This window comes from Gammaproteobacteria bacterium (genome assembly GCA_013214945.1).
Lineage (GTDB): Bacteria > Pseudomonadota > Gammaproteobacteria > Enterobacterales > Psychrobiaceae > Psychrobium.
Window position 1 is genome coordinate 189,191 of record JABSRT010000007.1, and the last position, 24,222, is coordinate 213,412.

The 24,222-nt window shown below is 42.9% G+C and carries 18 protein-coding genes; 12 read left to right on the plus strand and 6 right to left on the minus strand.

What is annotated here, in order from left to right; genetic code table 11:
- Positions 1–22 precede the first annotated feature (22 nt).
- Positions 23–3,094, plus strand: a complete 3,072-nt coding sequence (locus tag HRU23_07310; protein ID NRA53938.1) for an efflux RND transporter permease subunit — start codon at positions 23–25, stop codon at positions 3,092–3,094.
- A 79-nt stretch (positions 3,095–3,173) separates the two neighbouring features.
- On the opposite strand, the gene HRU23_07315 is transcribed toward HRU23_07310, so the two are convergent.
- Positions 3,174–4,085, minus strand: a complete 912-nt coding sequence (locus tag HRU23_07315) for a LysR family transcriptional regulator (GenBank protein ID NRA53939.1) — start codon at positions 4,083–4,085, stop codon at positions 3,174–3,176.
- Positions 4,086–4,214: 129 nt separating this feature from the next.
- Between HRU23_07315 and HRU23_07320 the strand changes: the two genes are divergently transcribed.
- Both HRU23_07320 and HRU23_07325 read left to right on the plus strand, forming a co-directional pair.
- Positions 4,215–4,907, plus strand: coding sequence for a type 1 glutamine amidotransferase domain-containing protein (locus HRU23_07320; GenBank protein ID NRA53940.1), 693 nt, complete (start codon positions 4,215–4,217; stop codon positions 4,905–4,907).
- A 519-nt stretch (positions 4,908–5,426) separates the two neighbouring features.
- Positions 5,427–5,951 carry an NAD(P)H-dependent oxidoreductase gene (locus HRU23_07325; GenBank protein ID NRA53941.1) on the plus strand — a complete coding sequence of 175 codons (525 nt, stop codon included), beginning with the start codon at positions 5,427–5,429 and terminating at the stop codon, positions 5,949–5,951.
- Between the two features lie 208 nt (positions 5,952–6,159).
- Here the strand turns inward: HRU23_07325 and HRU23_07330 are convergent, their stop codons facing one another.
- On the minus strand, positions 6,160–7,146 hold the full coding sequence (locus HRU23_07330) for a transposase (GenBank protein NRA53942.1): 987 nt from the start codon (positions 7,144–7,146) through the stop codon (positions 6,160–6,162).
- Positions 7,147–7,627: 481 nt separating this feature from the next.
- Here HRU23_07330 and HRU23_07335 point away from each other — a divergent pair, with 481 nt between their 5' ends.
- From HRU23_07335 to HRU23_07365, 7 genes are all read left to right on the plus strand, one after another.
- Complete coding sequence (locus HRU23_07335; protein ID NRA53943.1) at positions 7,628–8,665, plus strand: amino acid ABC transporter substrate-binding protein; 1,038 nt, start codon at positions 7,628–7,630, stop codon at positions 8,663–8,665.
- A 159-nt stretch (positions 8,666–8,824) separates the two neighbouring features.
- On the plus strand, positions 8,825–10,042 hold the full coding sequence (locus HRU23_07340; protein ID NRA53944.1) for an ABC transporter permease subunit: 1,218 nt from the start codon (positions 8,825–8,827) through the stop codon (positions 10,040–10,042).
- 2 nt (positions 10,043–10,044) lie between these two features.
- A complete protein-coding gene (locus tag HRU23_07345; protein ID NRA53945.1) occupies positions 10,045–11,349 on the plus strand; it encodes an amino acid ABC transporter permease in 1,305 nt (434 codons plus the stop codon).
- Positions 11,337–12,125 carry an amino acid ABC transporter ATP-binding protein gene (locus HRU23_07350; protein ID NRA53946.1) on the plus strand — a complete coding sequence of 263 codons (789 nt, stop codon included), beginning with the start codon at positions 11,337–11,339 and terminating at the stop codon, positions 12,123–12,125. The genes HRU23_07345 and HRU23_07350 overlap by 13 nt, the downstream gene beginning before the upstream one ends.
- A gap of 27 nt (positions 12,126–12,152) precedes the next feature.
- Positions 12,153–13,220, plus strand: a complete 1,068-nt coding sequence (locus HRU23_07355; GenBank protein ID NRA53947.1) for a saccharopine dehydrogenase — start codon at positions 12,153–12,155, stop codon at positions 13,218–13,220.
- Between the two features lie 217 nt (positions 13,221–13,437).
- Positions 13,438–14,598, plus strand: coding sequence for an iron-containing alcohol dehydrogenase (locus tag HRU23_07360; GenBank protein ID NRA53948.1), 1,161 nt, complete (start codon positions 13,438–13,440; stop codon positions 14,596–14,598).
- Between the two features lie 65 nt (positions 14,599–14,663).
- Positions 14,664–16,154: a CoA-acylating methylmalonate-semialdehyde dehydrogenase gene (locus HRU23_07365; GenBank protein NRA53949.1), complete on the plus strand. Its 1,491-nt coding sequence runs from the start codon at positions 14,664–14,666 to the stop codon at positions 16,152–16,154.
- Between the two features lie 129 nt (positions 16,155–16,283).
- Here HRU23_07365 and HRU23_07370 read toward each other — a convergent pair whose 3' ends face one another.
- From HRU23_07370 to HRU23_07385, 4 genes are all read right to left on the minus strand, one after another.
- The gene (locus HRU23_07370; protein NRA53950.1) at positions 16,284–18,080 is read right to left on the minus strand and encodes an ATP-binding cassette domain-containing protein; all 1,797 of its coding nucleotides are present in this window, start codon (positions 18,078–18,080) and stop codon (positions 16,284–16,286) included.
- 217 nt (positions 18,081–18,297) lie between these two features.
- Positions 18,298–19,101, minus strand: coding sequence for an IclR family transcriptional regulator (locus tag HRU23_07375; protein NRA53951.1), 804 nt, complete (start codon positions 19,099–19,101; stop codon positions 18,298–18,300).
- A 136-nt stretch (positions 19,102–19,237) separates the two neighbouring features.
- A complete protein-coding gene (locus tag HRU23_07380; GenBank protein NRA53952.1) occupies positions 19,238–20,416 on the minus strand; it encodes a GGDEF domain-containing protein in 1,179 nt (392 codons plus the stop codon).
- A 215-nt stretch (positions 20,417–20,631) separates the two neighbouring features.
- Complete coding sequence (locus HRU23_07385) at positions 20,632–21,591, minus strand: hypothetical protein (GenBank protein ID NRA53953.1); 960 nt, start codon at positions 21,589–21,591, stop codon at positions 20,632–20,634.
- A gap of 148 nt (positions 21,592–21,739) precedes the next feature.
- Here HRU23_07385 and HRU23_07390 point away from each other — a divergent pair, with 148 nt between their 5' ends.
- Together HRU23_07390 and HRU23_07395 are read left to right on the plus strand one after the other, a co-directional pair.
- Positions 21,740–22,201 (plus strand): Lrp/AsnC family transcriptional regulator, encoded by a 462-nt coding sequence (locus HRU23_07390; protein ID NRA53954.1) that lies wholly within the window; start codon positions 21,740–21,742, stop codon positions 22,199–22,201.
- A 171-nt stretch (positions 22,202–22,372) separates the two neighbouring features.
- The gene (locus tag HRU23_07395; protein NRA53955.1) at positions 22,373–24,019 is read left to right on the plus strand and encodes an EAL domain-containing protein; all 1,647 of its coding nucleotides are present in this window, start codon (positions 22,373–22,375) and stop codon (positions 24,017–24,019) included.
- Positions 24,020–24,222: the final 203 nt, after the last annotated feature.

Genomic DNA, 24,222 nt, shown 5'->3' on the forward strand with positions numbered 1-24,222 from the left:
TAACCGAATTTAGGAGTTCGATTTGAATATCACACGTTTGGCGATTACTAATAATCGCACCTCGTTTATGCTGCTCTTTGTGATGATTTTTTTTGGTGTATCGGCCTACAAGCAAATGCCCAAAGATTATGATCCGGGTTTTATTATTCGTACAGCGCAGGTTATTACCTATTTCCCCGGGGCTAGCCCAGAACGGGTTGAGCAGTTAGTTACCGATCGTTTAGAAAAAGTAATTCAGGAAATTCCTGAGCTGGACTTTGTTGCCAGTGAGTCACGTACTGGCGTATCAATAATTAGCGCTAACATCAAAGAAAGCTACAAAGATATGCGGCCGATTTGGGACAACTTGCGACGAAAAGTTGATGCAGTACAAAATCAATTACCCAGTGACGCCCAACCGTCGATTGTTAATGATGACTTTGGTGATGTCTTTGGCATTGTGATTGGCCTGACTGCTGAGGGTTTTTCATACCAAGAAATGAAAGATGTTGCCGAGCAGGCCAAAGATGATTTATTGCGTTTGAGTGAAGCGGCAAAGGTCGACATTTTTGGCGTTCAAGACGAGCGTATTTTTATTGAATATAACAATGCACGTTTGGCCGAATTAAATTTATCACCTTCGCAGTTACGCGATCAGTTAACCAGTCGCAATATTGTTATTCCCGGTGGTTCGATTAATATTTTAGATGAAAAAATTGCCCTTGAACCCACGGGAAATTTCGAGTCAGTTGACGAAATAAGAAAAACCGTTATTCAAATTCCCGGCAGTGATCAGGTTTTACATTTAAGTGATATTGCTAAGGTCTATCGCGACTACGTTGATCCTGCGACCAATATTGTTAATTACAATGGTGAACGTGCGTTAACTATTGCTATTTCAATGCGCTTAGGCGGCAATAATATTTTATTGGGGCAACAAGTAAAGACAGCGCTTGAGCAATTAACTGCGGTTTATCCAATAGGGGTCGACTTCTCGCTAATTTCCTTTTTGCCACAAGAAGTCGAGAAAAAGGTCGATGACTTTGTCAGCAATCTTGTACAAGCGATAGCGATAGTGACGCTGGTTATGCTGTTAAGTTTGGGCCTGCGTACTGGGCTTATCGTCGCCAGTTTAATTCCTGCTAGCATGATCTTTGGCATTTTGATCATGTCATTTTTTAATATTAGCATCGACCAAATTTCGTTGGCGGCCTTGATTATTGCGCTAGGCATGTTAGTTGATAACGGCATCGTGATGTCCGAAAGCATTATGGTGCAAATGGGTGAGGGGAAACCGCCGATTGAGGCGGCCGTTGATTCAGCCAACGAGCTGAAAATTCCGTTATTAACCTCGTCGTTAACCACCGCAGCGGCTTTTTTGCCGATATTTTTAGCCGAATCGACTACCGGCGAATATACCGCTTCGTTATTTAAAGTGGTGACCATAACGTTATTATGTTCATGGTTGTTGTCGATGACCATTGTGCCAATGTTGTGCGTTTATTTCATGAAACCTAAATTGCAACAGCAGCGTTTTACTAGCAAGTTTTATAGCGGTTATCATCGGTTATTATCGGGTTTGTTAAAGTTTCGCTGGACCACGTTAATTGCAACCGTTGTGGTGTTCTCAGTCGCGGTGATGGGGCTTAAGTATGTCCCTAAATTGTTTTTTCCACCGTCAGATCGTGCGTACTTTAAACTTGATTTAGAGCTGCCTGTTGGTACCCGCATTGAGGCAACCGAGAAAATAGCCAAGCAGGTTGAAGCTTATCTTCGGGAAGAGTTGTTGGTTAATGAAAACCGAGAACAGGGCATTACTGACTGGGTCACTTACGTCGGTTCAGGTGGGCCAAGATTTTTGCTGACCCACAGCCCTAAACCCGCCAGTGCCCATTATGCGTTATTGGTCATTAACGTCACCTCAGATAAAGTAATTAATGGTTTAATCGAAAAAATTGATCGTTATACCTTCGATACCTTCCCCGATTTGTTGGTCAAAGCACGTAAGATTGAAAATGGCGCGCCAATCCCCAATCCGGTTGAGGTGCGATTAAGTGGTGCTAATGCCCAAGAGCTCTTTGTTATTGTCGATCAAATTAAGCAGCAATTGGCTGAAATTAATGGCCTTAAAGCGATTAATGATAACTGGGGTTTACCGATCAAGAAGTTGCAGGTCAAGATTAACCAGACTCGTGCCCGTCGGGCTGGCGTATCGTCAAAAGACATTGCTATTTCACTGCAAACGGGTCTCACTGGGCTTGAGTTAACTCAGTACCGCGAGGGTGACAATGTTATCCCGTTGGTGATGCGTTCGAGTGCTGCCGATCGCCAAGATATCGGTAAACTTGAAGCTTTGGCGGTATATTCTCAGGCCACGGGCAGCTCGGTATCACTAAAACAAGTAGCCGACATTGAAGTTGTGTGGGAGCCAGCCACTATTTTACGCCGTGATCGTTTAAAAACAGTGACCATTGGGGCGCAAATAGACAATACCATTACTGCCAGTGAAGCCTTTGCAAAACTGACTCCTTGGCTTGATCAGCAGCAACAAACTTGGCCGTTTGGTTACCGTTATGAACTGGGTGGTGAAGCCGAGTCATCGGGCAAAGCGAATCAATCTATTGCTGATAAATTGCCGATAGCGGTCTTTATTATCGTGTTGTTATTGGTGGCGCAGTTTAACTCGATTCGTAAATCAATCATTGTAATGGCAACTATTCCGTTGGGCATTATCGGTGTTACCGTTGGTTTATTAGCGGGGCAGTCATTCTTTGGATTTATGACCTTGTTAGGCATTATTTCGCTGGCGGGCATCGTGATAAACAATGCAATTGTGTTATTAGAGCGAATTGGTATCGAATTGGAACTGGGGCAAGAGGCACCGGCCTTGGCTATCGTGACCGCTTGTCAAAAACGGTTGCGACCAATCTTGCTAACCACTGCCACGACGGTGCTAGGTTTAGTGCCTTTATACCTTGGTGGCGGCGAAATGTGGGAGCCAATGGCGTTGTCAATTATCGGTGGTTTGCTGTTTTCTACTCTACTAACCCTTGGCGTGGTGCCAGTACTTTACGCCTTGTTGTTTGGTATTAAAAACACTAATAAATCAGCGTAATAAATAATGCAACGCAGGCATTAACAGTAGTTTACTAAGACGCTGTTGATGTCTCTGCGATGTTGGTAATACATTGATATTAATCCTGGTTGATACTCATTTTTTTGCTAAAGAAGTCTTGTAAATAATTAAGTAACAACCTCAGTTTCTTGGTATTGGCGGTGCCCGGTGGAAAAACACCATACACATCGATTGCTTTAAGTTGGTAATCACTTAGCACTCTTTCTAAACTGCCCGCTTTAATTTTCGGCCACGCATCATAAACTGGAATGCGGCCAAGGCCATGCCCACCCTCGACAAAGGCGGTTCGTGCTGCCGCATTATTGGTGCTAATCGTGCCTGAAATCGCAACGCTATAAGATCTAGTCCCCTTCATTAGCTCAAGTGCGCCCGACGCTAATTTATAAATCACCCAGTTATGTTGGCTTAAATCGGCTGGCTTATTGGGGCGGCCATATTGATTCAAATAACTAGGCGAACCGCATAAGCAGGTTGGTAAGGTCGCAAGTTTGCTCGCTTGCAGCCCTGAGTCTGGCAATGGCGCACCGCGAATCGCCAAATCAATGCCTTCTTTAATAATGTTAACTACTTCGTCGGTTAGCATGACGTCGAGTTCGATTTTGGGGTAAAGCTGGCGAAACTCATTTAGCGCAGGCACGATAGTTTGCAAACCGACATTCACTGGGCAGGTTATTTTTAATAAACCCACGGGCTCATTTTTATAATTTTCGACTTGCTGGTTGGCTGCACTTGCCTGCTGAGCAATGATCCGACAGCGTTGATAATATTGGTCACCCGCTTGGGTTAAGCTAAGCGAACGGGTGGTACGATTTAGCAGTTTGATCTCAAGTTGCGTTTCGAGTTTTTTTAGGTGGTAACTGACTACGGCTCTGGACAAGCCAATATGTTTCGCCGCGGCGCTTAAACTACCTTGCTCAACGATTTGAGCAAACACCATCATACTTTTTAGCTGTTCGAATGAAACGTCCATCATCTAACTCCTGATCTCAATAATCACATTGTATCAATAAATGGAACAGTGAAGTTGATTTTATCTGCATTGTCGGTTGCTGTCGATGAGTCTATAGTGACCTCATTAAACAAACATAAGGTAATTACAATGAACAAGAAAATATTGATGGTATTAACGTCACACGATCAAATGGGCGACAGCGGCACTAAGACTGGTTTTTGGGTTGAAGAATTTGCGGCGCCGTATTATGCATTTCTTGATGCTGGAGTTGAAATTACGCTAGCCTCACCATTAGGTGGTCAAGCGCCAGTTGATCCAACGAGCGAACTTGCTGACTTTCAAACTGCTGCAACTGAACGTTTCAACAACGACGAAACGGCACAAGAAAAAGTAGCAACCACTGCAGTATTAGCATCGGTTGCCGCTAGTGATTTTGACGCAATATTTTACCCAGGCGGCCATGGTCCATTATGGGATTTAACCGATAACAGTGACTCTATCGCATTGATTGAATCATTCTTGAGTCAAGATAAAGCGGTTGCAACGGTATGTCATTCAACGGCTGCTTTGTTAAATGTTAAACAAGCCAATGGTGAGTTTGCGATTAAAGGCAAGGCAATCACAGGTTTCTCAAATACTGAAGAAGCGGCAGTTGGCCTAACTGAAATAGTGCCATTTTTACTGGAAGACGAACTCATTAAGCGCGGCGGCGATTACCAAAAAGTTGAAGACTGGGCAGCCTTTGCTGTGCAAGACGGCTTGCTGATTTCAGGACAAAACCCTGCGAGCTCAGAGCTAGCGGCTAACAAGTTATTATCGCACCTAAATATTAGCGTATAAGCAAAGCGATAACTCAAGTGACTCCCACCAAAGCCCCGCTCTAAGGGCTTTGGTTTTTATTTTCAATCAATCAATACTTATCATTTTATTGCCCCCTTCATATTGATTAGTTGGTATTAGTTGGGACGGTATTAGTTGGGACAGGCATAACTATATCTTTGATTTAACAACCTCCTAATCATAAATTTGTTATGTATGGCCATGTGTTCTCCAATATTAAAAATTTATAAATTAACTAAAGAAGTGAAACTTGGATAAGAGATAACTCAGAGCTATATTTATATCAATGGTTTATGTGGTAACTCCCCTTGAGGATATCTGTTTGGATACTTTAAATAGTGATGGAAGAATTTAGCAGTATTAATTTTGAATAATATAAAAAAAGCTTTACCTCATGTTAGGTTGAGGTTTTAAAGTGAGTGCAAATCACATCAAATATTAAGTAAACCTGATGTATCAAAGCAACGCTGATTATCAGGTAACTTAATGTTAGAACTATTGAAATGAATAAGGAAAACAATGAAAATTCTTGCATTTGCTGCCAGTAATAATAAAAAGTCCATTAACCGTAAACTCGCATCTTATACCGCTGATTTACACCCGACTGCTCAGGTTGAGGTCATTGATATTGATGATTATGAGATGCCAATTTTCAGCGATGAACGCGAAGCAGAGTTGGGACAACCGGAATTAGCAAAGTTATTTTTTAGTAAAATTGGTGCCGCTGATGCCATTATTATCTCGTTCGCGGAGCATAATGGCACATTCACTGCTGCTTATAAAAATTTGTTCGATTGGACATCACGGATTAATCAAAAAGTATTTCAAGATAAGCCGGCATTGTTTTTATCAACTTCACCTGGTCCTAGCGGTGCTGCTAGTGTGCTTGCCGCGGCTACAAATTCTGCGCAGTATTTTGCAGCCAACCTTAAAGCGAGTATTTCTATTCCAAGCTTTTATGAAAATTTTGATAGTGAGACTAATCTATTAACTAACGGTGAGCTAAAAGACCAATTGCAGCAAGCAGTTAAGTTACTGGGCTGATTTAAGCATAGATTTAAGGGACAGCCATAACTAAATAGTTGATATCACGATTACTGGTTATGGCAGCGAACACCTAGAATTTCCCCGCGTTGGATGCTATCAGGCAGTATTTTCGTAAATTACTTTGTTTCAGTTCATTTGATTAGAATTTAGATAAAGCGGTGCCGGTGATGGCTCGCATCTGCTTGGTATTATGGTAATTAATTGATTAGCTAGGGTGCTTACACCAACTTTTACCGTGAGTGTGGGCAAAGTCGCGTAAATGCTCATTCGTGCCAGCAAAGCTGCCATATTGCCGCCTAAAGTGTTTTACTGCCGTTATAAAATCCTCCTCATCGATACCCAGTGTTGTTAATATTTTAGGTTCGTCGCCATTGATATAACTCGATTTATTAGGGTCAACATGACGACCACTCCATTCAACCAATTCAAAATAATCGCGATAGCTAAATGGAATGGCTTTGGTGTTATCCGTACTAGCGAAGGGCAGTAAGGTATTTGGTTGCTCAGCTCCAGATATATCAGGGTTGTTATTGGCATGGTGTTTTTGGTGAGATTTATATTGCGCAATACGTTTTTGAATTGAGGTGAAATTACTTTCAGATAAGTTGGGTGCAATACCTGCTCTAATCGGATTTAAATCAACATAGGCCATGCAGCTAAGCAGTGCTATGTCATCAAGTAATGCTTGCGATTTAAAGCGGCCTTCCCAAAAGCGTCCTGTGCACTTATCTTCTTTATTTGCTTGTCGAGCAATGTGTTCATTTAGGCACTTCATGTACCACGATATGTCGTAAAGTCTTGCACGCCATAGTTCAACTAACTTTTCTACTGCGTCAAAATGAGCCGGGCTTATTTCGTTTTCGCTTAGGTAACGGTCGACTAATAAGTGACCATTAAACAAGCGGTACCAGCGGTCAATGACTTCATCCATTGACCATGTATCAGCTACCACCTTATCGACCTGAAGCACTAGGTGATAATGATTGCTCATGACCGCATAAGCAGCAATGTTAATTGAAAAAACATCAGACAATGAGGTGAATCTATCGACTAACCACTGCCTGCGGTGGTCAAAGTTTTTACCGCTAACGTCATCATCACCGCATAAATAACTACGACGAACACAACGGTTGATAACGTGATAAAAACTGGTTGCAGTTAAATCGATTTGAGAATGTCTTGCGCGGGTCATATATCACCTCAACTAGCCGAATGTAGCACGGGAGAGTATAGGACAAGGATGGTTGTAATTCTCACAACTTGGCTGTGTCACTGTAAATCAATAACATAGTTATGGCTGTCCCACCTTTATTTTTGCTGTTAAATCAATAATATAGTTATGGCTGTCCCATTATTATGAGCTAAAAGTATGCAATTAAATTTGTTGCTAATAACTCAAGCTTAGCTAGAGACCAAAGTCTAATAAATAAACAAATTCGGCCTATGGACAATAGTTGTAAAGGCGTTTATTGTTTTTAAGTTTTAAATATTTAACAAAAAAATAAGCAATTAAACGTTAATGCGACATTGGCACCTCACCTACGATTAATCGGTCTTAGCACAGACCCTAAGCTGGCATGTTTTCTTGGTATTTATTGGTGCTACCGGTAAATCACATCACAGCTGCATCGTAATTTTTGGGTCGCCATATTGTTTCAAATTAAGGATGAATGATGACAACGAATAAAAAAATTACGGCGACCGCTGTTGCCCTCGCAATTTCAGCTCTGAGCTTTAGTCAAGGCGCTGTGGCTTCAACACTTGATACTGTTAAAGAGCGGGGCGCAGTTAAATGTACTATCGGCAATGCCTTTCCTGGCTTTTATACCATAGGTGAAGACAACGAATGGAGCGGCATGGACATTGATATGTGTCGAGCTGTGGCGGCTGCCGTGTTGGGCGATGCTAACAAAGCGAAATTTACCCCGGTGCAATGGGCGCAAAGCTTTACCTCTTTGAAAAGTGGCTCAACCGATATTATGTCAAAAGGCATGACCTGGACACTGTCGCGTGATACCGCGCAAGGCGTCGACTTTTTAGATACTTATTTTTATGATGGCCAAGGTTTTATGGTGGCTAAAGATCTTGGAGTATCGAGCGTTTATGAGTTAAAGGGCGCGACGGTTTGTATCTTAACTGGGACTTCTTCTGAATTAAATTTAACCGACTTTAATCGATTACACGATCTGCAACTCAAGCCGGTAGTATTTGATGACTCGGGCGTGCGTAATACCGCTTTCTTTAAGGGCAGCTGTGACGTGATGACCAACGATGTCTCGGGGCTAGCATCTGCTCGTTCTTCGGCTCAAAAGCCAGACGACTACCTGATTTTGCCTGAGACTATTTCAAAAGAAGCATTATCGATGGCAGTTCGTCAAAATGACAGCGAATGGGCTAACGTCGTGAAGTGGTCTTTTGCGGCCATGGTGCAAGCAGAAGAGCTCGGAATTACCTCAAAAAACATTGATAAGGTTAAAAAGTTCACTAAGAATCCAGTGATTAAGCGTTTTCTTAGTGTCGAGGGTAATTTATATAAGGGCTTAAAGCTTGATCCAGATTGGGCTTATAACATTATAAAACAGGTTGGTAACTACGGTGAAGTCTTCGACCGTAATTTAGGGCCTAACTCGGCGCTAAAGTTAGATCGTAAAGGTACCCTCAATGCCTTATGGACTGACGGTGGCATGATGTATTCAAAGTCGTTCCGCTAACGGCTAACAAGTTCAGTATATTGCCACTGCAATGGTGGCAATGTACTGCTTAATTTTTGCTAGAGAGGTTGATAACCTAGCCGCTCTTACCGCTTTCATCACTGTTATCGCTCGTGAACGACTCAAGGTCTGACGGGGGAATAACAACGGGTATTTTCCATGAAAATCACTTCTTCGTCACAACAAAAAAATACCGGTTGGTCATGGCATAACCCGACCTTGCGTGGTTGGGTTTATCAGATTTTTACCATTATTACTGTGTTGTTTTTAGTTTATTACCTTGGCAGTAACATGATTGAAAACCTGCGTTTAATGGGTTTACCTTTTGGTTTTGATTTTTTAACCAGCACGGCCAGTTTTGATATTGGCTGGACGATTATCGATTACCGCCCAGACATGAACTATTGGCGGGTTTATCTGGTTGGCATGAGCAATACGCTTATTTTATCTTTTTTAATTATCGTTTTTGCGACCGTTTTAGGTTTTTTGATGGGGGTAGTGCGGCTTTCAAAACATCCGTTAGTGGCAATTTTAGCCCGTGCTTATATTGAAATTTTCCGTAATATTCCATTGTTGATCCAAATTATCTTCTGGTTCGTGGTGGTGTTTCTTGAATTACCCAAACCTAAAAATAGTTTTACCTTGGGCGAGTCGGTGTTTCTTAATAATCGCGGTTTATATACCCCAGAGTTACTGACTAACTCCCCCGTGCTGATGGTTTTGTTGTTAACTGTCGCAGTATGGCTGCTGTATTGGCTGCTGCCGAGCCGATTAAAACCGCAACAATCACAACTAAAGTCACCGTCAGAACCAGAAGCTAAGTCACTGGCTGTGTTGGCCACAACTGGGATCAAATGGCTCGGCTATGGACTCATGCTGTACGTGGTGTTTTTAATTTTTAGCGATGATTTTTCTTGGCAAAATCCTCAACGAGGGCGCTTTAATATTGAGGGTGGACTGTTTTTACCTGCCGCTTTTTGCGCCGCGTTAATCGCGATGACAGTTTATCGCTCGGTTACTATCGCCGAAATGGTCAGGGCTGGGATTTTATCGGTTGATCAGGGCCAAAAAAATGCGGCTCAAGCGATAGGCTTTACTCGCTGGCAAACCTTAAAACTGATACTTATTCCGCAAAGTGCTCGCTCTATTATTCCGCCGCTGATAAATGCATGGCTAACCATCGTTAAGGAGTCGTCGCTGGCCGTCGCGATTGGCTTTCCTGAATTGGTCTCATTGTTTATGCAGACATCACTTAATCAAACCGGACGGGCAATCGAAGTGGTGATGATGGTAATGGCATTTTATGTGGTGACCAGCTTATTGATCTCTGGGCTAATGAATCAGCTCAATAAACGCATGCAGATTAAGGAGCGCTAACGATGACTCAATCTTCTAAGCAAACACAGTTAAAAATATTTGTGCCGATTACTGCAAGACCACCACCCGGCGTTGCAGATACTTGGTTGGCGCGATTACGCCAGCAATATTTCTCATCCGCTTTGTCTGCGGCATTAACCGTAGCGACGCTCTTTTTGTTTTATTTGTTAATCAGTCCTTTGGTTGACTGGGCAATTATCAAAGCTGTTTGGTCGGCAGCCGATCGCCGCGAGTGTTATTCGATCAGCCCTGACGGCGCGTGTTGGGCCGGCATAGTCCACTGGTTTAATAATATTATTTATGGCCGCTATCCCGATCTTGAGCAATGGCGGATAAACCTAGTATTTATTGCGTTGGTCGCGTGGGCTTGGCCGATATTTGTTAGTCGCTTTCCCCATAAAACGCTGGTTTTTCTAAGCCTGTGGTTTATTTTCCCCTTTTTTGCGAGTTACTTATTATTAGGGGGCACACACAATATAGTTGCTCAGATATTTTTTGCCGTGGCCTGTGCCATGGTCATTATTATTGTGGCTTGTCTGGTGTGGTTACTGCTTGGGCGCGGTTTAAACCCAAGCCACAGCAGTTTGATGCGACTTAGGCTGCCAGCGCTTGGGTTGAGCGTGCTGGCCTTTGCTTGCCAATATTATTTAGTGTTAGCTCCGGTCGAAACCACTCGTTGGGGCGGCTTATTTTTAACCTTAGTGATTGCTAGTGTGGCGATAATGATGGCGCTGCCGATTGGAATTTTACTGGCCTTAGGGCGGCGCTCATCACTGCCGGTGATTAAATATTTGTCGATCACATTTATTGAGCTGGTGCGTTCGGTGCCGTTAATTACCGTGTTATTTATGGCGGTCACTATGTTGCCATTTTTTATGCCTAACTCGGTTGAACTCGATAAATTAGCCCAAGTACTGGTGGCCGTTAGTTTATTTTCTGGCGCTTATATGGCCGAAAACGTTCGTGGTGGTTTACAGGCGATAGCACAAGGGCAAACCGAAGCGGCTCAATCATTAGGCATGAATTATTGGCAAACCATGTTGTTCATTGTGCTGCCGCAAGCATTACGCTTGATGATCCCCAATATCGTCACTTCCTTTATTAGCACGTTAAAAGATACCACCTTGGTTTCAATTATTGGTTTGTTTGATATTTTGCTGATGGCAAAAAACATGGCGTTAGATAAAAAGTGGTTAGATCTGCATACAGAGCCGCTGGTATTAATTGCGACAATATTTTTCGTGCTTTGTTATGGCATGAGCCAATACAGCCTGCATTTGGAAAGGAAATTACAATGGAGCCATTAGAGCACCCCAACCAACCAGAAACTGCTATTTCGTTAAGCGGGATTAATCTGTGGTTCGAAAATTTTCATGCCCTTAAAGACATTGAATTTGAAGTGAAGACCGGTGAAATTGTGGTTGTTTGTGGGCCATCGGGGTCTGGCAAGTCAACCATGGTTCGGTGCATTAATCACTTAGAGCAATATCAGCAAGGGCAGGTCGAAATATTTGGTCGCAGCCTTGCCAATAAAAAAGTCGCTAGTCAGATTATTCGGCAAGATGTTGGCATGGTGTTTCAACACTTTCATTTATTTCCTCACTTAAGCATTTTACAAAACTGCACCTTGGGTTTGATTCATATTAAGGGCATGGGGCAATCGCAAGCAGATCACAAAGCAAAAATCTTGCTTGAACGAGTTGGAGTCGCTGATTTAGCTGACAAGTATCCCGGCCAAATTTCTGGTGGTCAAAAACAGCGAGTCGCGATTGCACGCGCATTGGTGATGGATCCAAAAATATTGTTGCTCGACGAACCGACGTCAGCCCTTGATCCTGAAATGATCAAAGAAGTGCTCGACGTAATGGTTGATTTAGCCGAGTCAGGCATGACTATGGTGTGTGTCACGCATGAAATTGGTTTCGCCCGCAAGGTCGCCGATACCGTGGTATTTATGGCTGATGGTTGCATTGTTGAAACCGGACCTGCCCAGCAAGTATTGGGCTCGCCGCAATGGGATCGAACCCAAGACTTCTTGGCCCATGTGGTCGCCAATTCACCGGCAACACAGAACAAAATTTAACTCTTTAATCAAGCTAAGGAAATACAGATGAACACTATTTTTTGGCTGCGAGCCGAAGTTAAAATCGGCGAACGTCGCACTCCTCTAACACCTGTTGGCGCCAAGGCTTTAATTGCTGGTGGCAGCAAGCTGATGGTTGAGCGCTGCGCTAACCGCTTATTTGATGATCAAGATTACTTGGCGGCAGGTTGCCAATTAGTTGAGCCGGGCAGTTGGCCGACCGCGCCTGATCAAGCCATTATTGTTGGTTTAAAAGAGCTTGAACTGCAAGACTTTGGCCTAGTTCACCGCCATATTTATTTTGCCCATGCCTTTAAAGGCCAAGATGAAGCAACGCAAATACTAAGTCGCTTTAAAAGTGGTGGTGGTGAAATTTTAGATTTAGAGTTTTTGCAAGACGATAGCGGTCGTCGTGTTTGCGCCTTTGGTTTTTGGGCCGGCTATGTTGGCGGAGCAATGGCGGTAGCAGGTTATTATCATCATGTAAAAACATCAGCGCCATTCCCGGCTCAAGTCAGTTATAACAACAAAGCCGCTTATCTTAAAAAATTACGTAGCCAAATGCTGGCTGAGGTAAAACCGCCACGCGCTTTAGTGATTGGCGCGCATGGTCGCAGCGGCAAGGGTGCAGTTGAGTTGTTTAAAGAGCTCGGCATTGAGGTGATCTCATGGGATATTGCAGAGACCAAAGTAGGCGGGCCGTTTAGCGCAATTAATGACTTTGACATTATGGTCAACTGCGCTTATTTAGCCCCCGGCACCTTGCCTTTTGTCACAAAAAAAAGCCTTGGCTGCACACCACAACTTAGCTTAATTAGCGATGTCAGTTGCGATCCAAACAGTGCTGACAACCCCATTCCTATTTATCAAGCCATTACCAAGTTACCGCGCCCTATTATTGAATCGGCCGTCGCCGGGCTTTACATTCAGGCGGTTGATCATTTGCCAACGGTCTTGCCCAAAGAAAGCAGCGAAGACTTTGCCGCGCAGTTATTGCCTCATTTACTGACTTTAGCGCAAGAAACCGACGACCAAGTCGTATGGAACAAGGCTCGAAGTTTCTATCAGCAAGCACTAGCCCAATTAAACACTTAAATATTCTGAGTTCTGAATCTACCTTTGTATGAAACAATGCAAAAAAGTACAGTTTGGAACTCAAGGTTCCATTATGAAAACAATTTGACATTAAACTTTTTCTCTATTATGGTACATACAGTTCCATTATGTTGATTTGGTCCGGTATGTTTTTTAAATTGAATCAACTTAGCGGTAAGATTGTTGTTAGCTAATAATAAATAAAATGGAGAGAGCAATGTCGACGCAAATAGTACTGCCACGAATTATGCAAGTTGGCGCTGGAGCCAGCCTTGAGATCCCTAACGTTTTACGCAGTTTAGACTGTAAACGTGCGCTTATTGTGACCGATAAAATGATGGTGCAATTGGGATACGCCGCTACTATTAGCGACGCTTTGGCCCAACAAGATATCGCGTGTGACGTATTTGACGACACTATGCCCGAGCCAACCGTTGCTTCTATTCAGGCTGGCGTTGCGGCGGCACGCGACGGTGATTACGACTGTATTATTGCCCTTGGTGGCGGTAGCCCGATTGACAGCGCTAAAGCAATTTCAATCTTGGCGCGCTTTGGCGGCGTAATGCAAGACTATCGCTTTCCACGTATGGTTAACGAGCAAGGTTTACCGCTTATTGCAATTCCGACCACTGCTGGTACGGGCTCTGAAGTAACGCGCTTTACCATTATTACTGATGAAACCAGTGATGAAAAAATGCTATGCGTTGGCCTAGGTTTTATGCCAATTGCGGCATTGGTTGATTACAACTTGACCATGAGTTTGCCAGCGCGGATAACCGCTGATACAGGCATCGACGCATTAACGCACGCAATGGAAGCTTATGTCAGCAAAAAGGCTAACCCATATAGCGATAGCCAAGCAATTGCCGCGATGAAGTTAATTGGCCCTAATTTACGCCCGACTTATCACGACGGCAGTAATAAGGCTGCGCGTGAAGCGATGATGTTAGGTTCAACCTTAGCGGGTGTTGCATTTTCTAATGCGTCTGTTGCGTTAGTTCACGGCATGAGCCGACCTATTGGGGCCTTTTTCCATGTGCCTCATGGCCTGTCGAACGCGATGTTATTGCCAAGCGTAACCGAGTTTTCAATCCCTGCTGCGCCAGAGCGTTATGCTGATTGTGCACGTGCTATGGGCGTTGCGACCTCGCAAGACAGTGATGAAATCGCTAACCAAAAGTTATTAGTTGAATTGCGTGCACTAAACGCCGAGTTGGCTGTGCCGACGCCGGAGCAATTTGGCATTGAACGTGAACAATTTTTTGAAGTATGTCAAACCATGGCTGAGCAGGCATTAGCCTCTGGTTCGCCAGGTAATAATCCACGTGTGCCATCGGTAGAACAGATGGTTACTATTTATCAAGGGCTTTGGGATTAAGACTCTTTAGTTAAAACAAAGAGAATTAACCCTGCCATTTTATATAATTTTTTTAGGAATTTGTTATGAACATTATTGGGCACCTAATTAATGGTGAAATCACTACCGACGCAGAGCGCACACAAGATGTATTTAACCCAGCCACTGGTAAGTCAGATCGCCAAGTTGCTATTGCCTCAGTTGAAACTGTAGAGCAAGCAATTGCCAGTGCACAAGCTGCATACCCAGCATGGCGCAACACGCCACCACTTAAGCGTGCTCGAGTAATGTTTAAATTTAAACAATTACTTGAAGAAAATAGCGAAAAAATCTGTCAATTAATCGGTCAAGAGCACGGTAAAATTTCACACGATGCTGCGGGTGAATTACTACGCGGTATTGAAAACGTTGAATACGCTTGTGGCGCACCTGAATTACTAAAAGGCGAGCACAGCAAAAACGTGGGTCCTAACATTGATTCATGGAGCGAGTTCCAGCCATTAGGTGTTGTTGCTGGTATTACTCCATTTAACTTCCCAGCGATGGTGCCATTATGGATGTTCCCAATGGCTATCGTGTGCGGTAACTGTTTTATCTTAAAGCCGTCGGAACGCGATCCTAGCTCAACGTTATTCATTGCCCAGTTATTAAAAGAAGCAGGTTTGCCTGATGGCGTAATGAGCGTAGTTAACGGTGATAAAGTAGCCGTTGATGTTTTATTATCAGATCAGCGTGTTAAAGCCGTTAGTTTTGTTGGTTCAACTCCAATTGCTGAATACATTTACTCAACAGCCACTAAAAATGGCAAACGTTGTCAGGCACTAGGCGGCGCGAAAAATCACGCGATTATCATGCCTGATGCTGACATGGACAACGCAGTAAACCAATTATTAGGCGCAGCTTTTGGTTCGTCTGGCGAGCGTTGCATGGCCTTGTCTGTTGCCGTAGCCGTTGGCGATTCAGCAGCTGATGCTTTAGTTGAAAAAATGACAGCAGCAATGGCGTCATTAAAAGTCGGTGCTTATAGCGATAGCAGCAACGATTTTGGTCCAGTAATCACCAAACAGCACCTTGATAAAGTAGTTGGTTATATCAACCATGCTCAAGAGCAGGGCGCAACCATTGTGGTTGATGGTCGTGAGCCACAAGTTGAAGGGTACAGTGATGGTTTCTTTGTTGGCGGCACCTTAATTGATAACGTTACGCCAGAAATGACCAGCTACAAAGAAGAGATCTTTGGTCCTGTCTTGCAAGTGGTTCGAGTAGACAGCATGGAACAGGCGATGAAGCTAATTAACGATCACGAATACGGCAACGGTACTTGTATCTTTACTCGTGACGGTGAAGCAGCACGTTACTTCGCAGACAATATTGAAGTGGGTATGGTTGGTATTAACGTACCACTACCAGTGCCTGTTGCTTCACATAGTTTCGGTGGTTGGAAGCGTTCATTATTTGGTGATTTACACGCATACGGTCCAGATGCAGTACGTTTTTACACTAAGCGTAAAACCATTACTCAGCGTTGGCCGTCAAGCGGTGTGCGTGAAGGCGCGCAGTTTGCTTTCCCGTCTTAATCATTAAGATATAAAATCGCAGCATAACTTCTGCACAAAATAAGTAAATAAAAATCCGGTGAGTCTATCACCGGATTTTTTTTGTTTATAGCTTATTTATAACGGCCGAATTAGCCTTTTTTATCAATGTTATTCGCTGTCGCTCAAGTGCTTAAACTGTAACTTAACTAATCGTTGGTACAAATCGCAACTGGCCATTAAGGATTGGTGATCGCCCATTGCAACTAAACCGCCATGATCAAGCACCGCAATTTGATCGGCATGTTTAATGGTCGACAAACGGTGAGCGATAATTAAGGTGGTGCGGTTTCGCATTAATTCAACTAAGGCTTGTTGAACATGATCTTCGCTCTCACTGTCTAAGGCACTGGTTGCCTCGTCGAGTAATAAAATAGCCGGATCTTTTAAAATGGCGCGGGCAATCGCGATACGCTGCCGTTGCCCGCCCGAAAGTCGAGCCCCGCGTTCGCCAAGGAAGCTATGGTAACCGTCGGGTAAATTAATAATGAAGTCATGTGCATGAGCGAGTTTTGCCGCCGCGATCACTTCTTGATCTGTCGCGTCGGGTTTGCCATAACGAATATTATAAAAAACATCGTTGGTAAACAGCGCCGGTTGTTGTGGTACCAGCGCCATTTTCTGGCGTAACTCTTTTGGATCTAGCTCGCGGATATCGACCCCGCCTAGGGTTATATTACCCGTTTGCGGATCGTAAAAACGTAATAACAGTTCAAACAAGGTTGATTTACCCGCGCCAGAAGGGCCTACTAACGCCAGCACCTTGCCTTGTTGTGCGGTTAAGCTAAGTGAAGTTATTGCCGCTTGATCTGGTCGCGATGGGTAATTAAAACTGACATTAACTAAGCTAAGTTCAGCGGCTAAATCAGCGACAGCACTCGGTTTATCAACGGGTGCCTTAATATGACTATCTACTTGTAAAATCTCAATTAATCGCTCAGTGGCGCCAGCAGCTCGTTGCAATTCACCTAATACTTCCGAAATAGTGGCCAGCGCTGAGGCGACTAAAATGGCATAAAAAACAAAGGCAGCAAGGTCGCCCCCACTCATTACCCCGGCAATAACGTCACTGCCACCAACCCATAACATGCCGGTAATCGCGCCAAACACAATCACAATAACCCCAGCAATTAATACCGCTCGTTGCTGAACTCGACGACGACCAATTTCAAATGATTTTTCGACCTCAATCGCAAATGAAGCACGCTCTTGGGGCTCTCGGGTATAACTTTGCACCGTTTTAATGTGCTCAATCGCCTCACCGGCATAACTGCCGACGCTTGCCATTGAGTCTTGGCTTTTACGTGACAAGGTTCTTACTCGTCGGCCATAAAATAAAATAGGCACCAAGATAAAAGGCACGACTGCTAATACCACTAACGTTAGTTTAATATTGGTCGCAAATAACATCACTACAGCACCAATCAACATTAAACCACTGCGCAGCGCCATCGAAAACGAGGAGCCAATAATGCTTTGCAATAAGGTGGTGTCAGTGGTTATTCGCGACATTATGTCACCACTACCACTAGTTTCAAAATAGCTCGGGTGCAAGGTAATAACATGATTAAATACTGCTAAGCGAATGTCGGCACTGATCCTTTCACCCAACCACGACACTAAATAAAATCGGGTATAGGTGCCAGCAGCAATTAATAGCGTGATGATAAAGATAAATAACACCGCATTTTTTAATTGCTCGCTTGATTGCTGGGCGAAACCTTGGTCGATCAGCATTCTGATCGCTTGGCCAACAGACAGCATTACTGTCGCGGTAAAAATTAAGGCGATAACGGCAGCCAGTACTCGGCCTTGATAAGGACGAATAAATTGGATTAACTCGGCTAAGATGTTTAATTTTTTGGTGTTAGCCTGCGCCGTATTTGGTGCTGATGATACCCTCGACATAGTGGTCCTTATTAACGGTTTAAATGGTGACGTTTGCATTCTTGGTTACTGAATATTAAACGTCTATTTATTATCACGATTATGCAGGGTAGTTGTAACCTATGCCAAGCTAAAATTGGTTAGCTAACGCAGCGCGTTGGTATGATTGACTGATATAAAAAAAGCGTATCAGCGGTTAACTGATACGCTTTGTAACGAATGCTTTTGGTGTGGAAATTTATTCGCCGCTATCAGCGATAGGGGAGCTGACCAGATTACTGATGTCTTCGGCCGCTTTTCGTAATAAAGGCTCAAGGGCTATCAGTTGCGGCAAGCTTTTTCTAATGATTGGGGCATGGGTATAAAGGCTGGCAATAAAATGGCCTTCAGCGTTAACAATCGGCACTGAGCAGCCAACCATACCATCCATAAACTCTTCATTATCAACGCCCATTTCATTGGCCCTGATTGTGGTTAGCGAGTCTTCCAATTTTTTTGTATCGGTAATGGTCGCACGCGAGTATCGGACTAACGGCAAGTTGTTGATGATGCGACTGCGCATATTTTTAGGCAAAGAGCTTAAATATAATTTGCCACTTGAAGTACACCACAGTGGTACGTGGCTACCTGTTTTTAAATTCATTTGCAGTGGCCAGTTCGACTCAACGCGATCGTAATAGGTCATTTCGATCCCGTCGGGGATAGCGATACCACAGGTTTCATCTAATTCACGGCTAAGTCGCTGCAAAATAGCTTGGCGCTGAACCTGATAACGACTGCTATAAATAACCCCAAGCGCTACTTTATACATTCGTTTGCCTGAAACAACCTTGCCGCGCATATTGGTTTGCAAATAACCGTCACTTTCAAGTTGCTGCAACAGACGATGGAGACTGGCTTTGGGGATCTCTAATTGAAACGACAGATCAGCCGGTGACATCGGTTGTGCCGCCAAGGCTACAGCCTCTATTATTTCCATTACCCGAGTGACCGACGGGCCACGCCCGTTACGGTTGGTGCTAGAGCTGGCTGTTGAGGTCATAAAGTTAATGCTTATTTTGGGGTTATGTGTCCCATTATAGCGCGTAAACATTTCAAGTTACTAGATTATCAATGCAATAGATGACGCTGTAATGTTTAACGGTGAGAATTTGATCACTATTTAACTGACTGCGCTCTTAAGTGAGCGCGAGTTTTTGTTGTTTGTGATAGTACATGTTTTTATCGGCACAACAGATTAACTCATCAACACTATCGCCATCGGTAGGATAGGTTGCGGTGCCAATACTGGCACCAATATTAAAGTCGACCCCATTGATCGAGTAGGTTTGCCCGAGTCGAAACTCGATCGACTGAGCCAACTCTTGCAGCTGTTGTTGACCAATAACATTTTTAATTAAAATGCAAAATTCATCACCGCCCATTCGACACACTAAGTCTGATTGTCGAGCGCAGCAAGCATTTAATCGTTGTGCCATTTCCTGTAACACCAAATCGCCATAAATATGGCCAAAGGTATCATTGATAGGTTTGAATTTGTCGAGATCAATATAGACCACCCCAAAACTGATATTGCCTAACTTGGCATTATTCTCAAGCTCACTGGCACTACTCTCAAATTTACGCCGATTGGCCAACCCAGTTAATTCATCATGCTCAGATTGGTGCTTTATAGTTTGCTGCAGCTCAAGCATCTCGGCCATTTGCTTGGTGAGCATTAGGCTTAGTGCTATTTCGTTAATCGCCCGGTGTGACATTTCAGTTGCCTTCAATGTCATCATTAGTACCCCTACGGGACATACCAGCGATGCAATCATAAGAAAGCCCTCACTGTGCCCACTGGCATGAGTCGAGGTATGGGTTAGTATTAAACTAATGATTATAAAGCCATAACCGAAATAGTATTCAGGGAACGTAATGTTGCTGATTAAGATGATTGCGAGTAAGCAAACAAGAAAAATATAATATAAGGCTAAATGATCAAAGGGAGTCTCATCGGGCAGTAAGAAACAGCTGGCTCCAAACAATACCGCAATGCCTAGACCGTAAATTAAACGTCGAGTAATTCGCGATTTCAGCAATAGGTATTGGCGCTCAATATCCGGTGAGTATTGCTGCTGGTGGTCAATTTTATAAATGGCGACAATAAAAAAAACTAACAAAGTTTGCCATATTATCAGCTGTAAAGTTGGGGTATTAAGATAAACCTGATAAGCCGCTAACACAAACGAAGCGAGCAGTAATAAAGGGCTGTTTTTTTTACTTTGCTTGAAATAACGCTCAAATCTAGCGATGAAAAGGCGGGTTTCAAACTTATTTTCAGGGGATGAACACAGCAAAAATAATTTATTTTTCATTAACCCTCCATTGGCACTAACCTTTACCAGCAGATTAACATGAAATAACAGGTTGTTAACAGGTTAAATTATCGACTTTATTTTAACTCGCTTAGCTTGCAGGTGGCCGCTGATTTTTTTGATATGCTTAATATAGATTATAGGCAGAGTTACTGCAATTATCGCTGTAACTCTGTGTATTGAACTTAACCGCCAGCATGGCTAATAATCTACGTTCACTTAACCGTTTGGTATAAATACCGTTCACAAAATTTGGTGTCTAATGCTCTTAGTCCCGCAGCAATCAGTGCTACCAGTAAGACAGAAAAGACTAATCGGCCCCAGAAGATGGTATTAAAATCGGCACCAATTAACAAAATTAATAAGGTATCTTCAATTAGGCTGTGCAGTAAATTTAGCAGCATAAAAGCGGTGAATATATCACGTGCTGGAATGTGGCCCTTTTTTGCCTCGTTAATCAGCAAACCGCCACCAAAAGACAGCCCTAAAGTGACGCCAATAATGGTTAGGTTAGTCGCCTCTTTGCTGATCCCTAATAACTTTAATAATGGGCTTAACAGTACTGCCATTAATCGCTCAATACCCAGTAGTTTTAATACTTTAAGGGTAAACATTAAGACTGAAATTATTACAAATATCATCACCAAGCTTTCAAGTTGAGCCAAGGTCCAAGCTAAATAACTGTGATCTGAATTTTGAGTGGGTTGCCACACGATTTGAGCTGTTTGCTGCAAGGCACCAGTGCTTTGGTAAGTTAGGTGTAATATCCAAGCGAGTAATAAGCTGCCGCCGATCCGAATTAGCAGGGTAACCCACAGGCTTACTCCGGCTCTTTTGGTTATCGCCGCCTCAACAGGCAATGAATGGGCAACTAACATTAAGGTCCCGAGAATTGAAACTTGCGCAATGGTTAATTCCATATCTAGGTTTACAAAGACCATTAGTCCGGCATAAATACCGGTCGCTAAAGTCGTGGCCCAAACTAAGCCCAGCTCACTTGGCAGGCCAATAGCAGACATTAATGGCTCGAGCCATTGGCTAAGTAATACAATGCCGCCCATTTCTTCGATAATTTTTATAACGATAATAATAGGGATCATCACTTTAAATAAAGTGATGGTGACCTCAATAACTTCTTGCGCGAGTTGTTTGAAAAATGTGATGAATGCGCTCATTGCCTAATTCCGGTTTAGTAATTCAGAGCCATATAATAACGTTGTTTGTGATAATTATATTTTTAATTGAGGTCGTAAACTAGACTAAAATTTCTTTTTTGACTACATTATGAAATATTAGGTAGTTATATGGTGCTTCTGAGAAATAATGGAAATTGACCAACTAGACCGTAGAATTTTAGTGCTATTGCAGCAAGATAACCGTAAATCCAATGTTGAACTCGCCGCAGAGGTTGGTCTGTCACCGCCGGCTTGTCTAAAGCGAGTTAAGCGGTTACGTGATAACGGGGTGATTTATGCCGATGTCGCGCTGGTAAACCCAGAGTTAGCCGGTAACAAAATGACCTTAATGGTGTCGGTAGAAATGGAACGTGACCGCCAAGATATTTATCAGGCGTTTCGCCGTTCAATTTTACAGGCCGCTGAAGTTACTCAATGTTATCAAATAACTGGCAGTTACGATTTTGTTTTACTGATTTCAGTGCCAGATATTCAAGCGTTTGAGGCCTTTGTTGAGCGCGTATTGCATACAGATTTAAATATTCGTAAGTTTCATACATCGTTGTCTATTAGAACCGTTAAATTTACCACTGAAATTTCGTTAAGTTAGCCATTGATATCAGCTTGTTTTTGCGAATAAATTTAGTTGTTTGATTGTTTTGTAATAGCTAAGCTTGGCTTTTAGAAAGCATGAAAGTCCGATATTCGGCCTGTCTATGCTATAGTGCGGCGGTTGTGGCCTACGCGTCTCAATATATTTTTAGTTCCAGTGAGCGCTACAATGAACAATGCAGAAAACCTATTACTGCCAGTCATTACAGTCGAAAATGGCTTTGTAATAACGTGTAATGAATTATTTTTAGAATTATTTGGTTATGCCGAGTTAGATATTATCGGCAATCGATTACAAGATCTATTATCAGTTGAGGCCCAACAACCAGAGGAAATAGCGAGTCTTGACCAGCTATATACCGATGCTAGTTGTACTAAAACTGGTGTTTTTGGCGCTGGTAATTTAAAAAATCAACACCATTATTGTTTGCCCGTTAAGCTGCATTGCCAAAGCGATAGCGAGGGCAAGTACCAGTTGCGTTTTAGAATAGTAACTGACAAATCAATAGATCCTATTACTGGCCTGCCTAATGGCTGGGCGATTAGCTCTAAAGGTAATTACCTGCTCAACCAACCTGAAACTACGCCTTTTGATCTGGCGCTGGTTATGTTTCGGGTTGATAATTTTTCAACGATTAACTTTCGCCATAGTTATCAAGTCGGTGATGATTATTTAGCAATTCTGGGTCAGAAACTGCAACAAATAGTGCAAAATAATGGTTTAGTCGTCCGTTATTCAAATGCTAAATTTGGTATTTTATTGGATAATCATCAAAAATTAGACACGAGTAAATTCCGAAAATATATCGCTACTTTATGCCAAACGTTATGCGATTTGTCCGCCCAACCAATTGAGCTAGCAAACGATATTAAGATTAGTAAATCTTTTAGTATTGGCATCAGTGAATTAGGTGGTGAATACGATAGTTACTTTGAAATGGAGGTTGCTACCGATACGGCGATGCAGCAAGCCGGAAAATACAGCACCTCAGAATATGCTTATGCAACCACGCAAGCAACCAACAGTTTGCTGTTCAATAAGATAGTTATTGATGAGTTTCCTAATGCAATCGAACAACACCAAATCGAAATATATTATCAGCCGCAATATGATCTTGGCAGCAATAAATTAGTCGGTTTAGAAGCGTTATCTCGGTGGCACCATCGAGAACTCGGTACCATATCGCCAGATGTTTTCGTGACGATTGCCGAAGACATAGGTTTACATTTTGAATTTGATTTATCGGTATTTACCCGGGTGTGCTCGCAAATAGTTGCGTGGACCGAGCAGGGGCTCAAGCCACCAAAAATAGCCATTAATATCTCATTTAAAACCTTAGAGATGACCACGTTTATTCCCCGCATCGCTCAAATTATTGAGCAAACCAATTGCCCGACCTCGTTAATAGAAATTGAAATAACAGAAACGACCAGCGCTAAAAATCTTAATGTATTGATTGAGAATGTCGTTAAAGTTAAGCAACTTGGCATTGCTATTGCGGTTGACGACTTTGGTTCTGGTTACTCGTCATTAAGCTTAATTCGGACCTTGAATTTATCATTGGACAAATTAAAACTTGATCGAAGTTTGGTTGAAAACATCTGCAATACGACAGTTGATCGAGAATTTGTTCGACAAATTATTAGCTTAGGTAATGTCTTGAACGTTCAGATATTGGCCGAAGGCATTGAAGATGCGCAGCAGTTCCAATTATTACAACAACTTGGCTGTGAGTTAGGCCAAGGTTATTATTTTTCAAAAGCGCTTTCTAAGCAGAAAATCGAGCTGCTTATTCGCGAAAAACTGCCTCAATAACATTCATAAAAACACTCACATGAACACACTGTACTGACTTCTCTATGGCGGGACAACGCCATAGAATATGCTGCTTATCGCAAATTAAAGTTCGAGCCCTCTTTATCGTGTACTGTCAGAGTCATTTAATACCATATATGGACCCTCTCCTATTGCAAGACAATTTAGATCTTTGAAATAGAGTACATTGCAGCCATATATCC

Bases quoted from the DNA above. Each gene is read 5' to 3' on its own strand.
- HRU23_07320 (NRA53940.1), top strand. From the start codon at position 4,215: ATGAACAAGAAAATATTGATGGTATTAACGTCACACGATCAAATGGGC.
- HRU23_07350 (NRA53946.1), top strand. From the start codon at position 11,337: ATGGAGCCATTAGAGCACCCCAACCAACCAGAAACTGCTATTTCGTTA.
- HRU23_07395 (NRA53955.1), top strand. From the start codon at position 22,373: ATGAACAATGCAGAAAACCTATTACTGCCAGTCATTACAGTCGAAAAT.
- HRU23_07335 (NRA53943.1), top strand. From the start codon at position 7,628: ATGACAACGAATAAAAAAATTACGGCGACCGCTGTTGCCCTCGCAATT.
- HRU23_07360 (NRA53948.1), top strand. From the start codon at position 13,438: ATGTCGACGCAAATAGTACTGCCACGAATTATGCAAGTTGGCGCTGGA.
- HRU23_07370 (NRA53950.1), bottom strand. From the start codon at position 18,080: ATGTCGAGGGTATCATCAGCACCAAATACGGCGCAGGCTAACACCAAA.
- HRU23_07325 (NRA53941.1), top strand. From the start codon at position 5,427: ATGAAAATTCTTGCATTTGCTGCCAGTAATAATAAAAAGTCCATTAAC.
- HRU23_07380 (NRA53952.1), bottom strand. From the start codon at position 20,416: ATGAAAAATAAATTATTTTTGCTGTGTTCATCCCCTGAAAATAAGTTT.
- HRU23_07390 (NRA53954.1), top strand. From the start codon at position 21,740: ATGGAAATTGACCAACTAGACCGTAGAATTTTAGTGCTATTGCAGCAA.
- HRU23_07365 (NRA53949.1), top strand. From the start codon at position 14,664: ATGAACATTATTGGGCACCTAATTAATGGTGAAATCACTACCGACGCA.
- HRU23_07345 (NRA53945.1), top strand. From the start codon at position 10,045: ATGACTCAATCTTCTAAGCAAACACAGTTAAAAATATTTGTGCCGATT.
- HRU23_07375 (NRA53951.1), bottom strand. From the start codon at position 19,101: ATGACCTCAACAGCCAGCTCTAGCACCAACCGTAACGGGCGTGGCCCG.
- HRU23_07355 (NRA53947.1), top strand. From the start codon at position 12,153: ATGAACACTATTTTTTGGCTGCGAGCCGAAGTTAAAATCGGCGAACGT.
- HRU23_07330 (NRA53942.1), bottom strand. From the start codon at position 7,146: ATGACCCGCGCAAGACATTCTCAAATCGATTTAACTGCAACCAGTTTT.
- HRU23_07340 (NRA53944.1), top strand. From the start codon at position 8,825: ATGAAAATCACTTCTTCGTCACAACAAAAAAATACCGGTTGGTCATGG.
- HRU23_07315 (NRA53939.1), bottom strand. From the start codon at position 4,085: ATGGACGTTTCATTCGAACAGCTAAAAAGTATGATGGTGTTTGCTCAA.
- HRU23_07385 (NRA53953.1), bottom strand. From the start codon at position 21,591: ATGAGCGCATTCATCACATTTTTCAAACAACTCGCGCAAGAAGTTATT.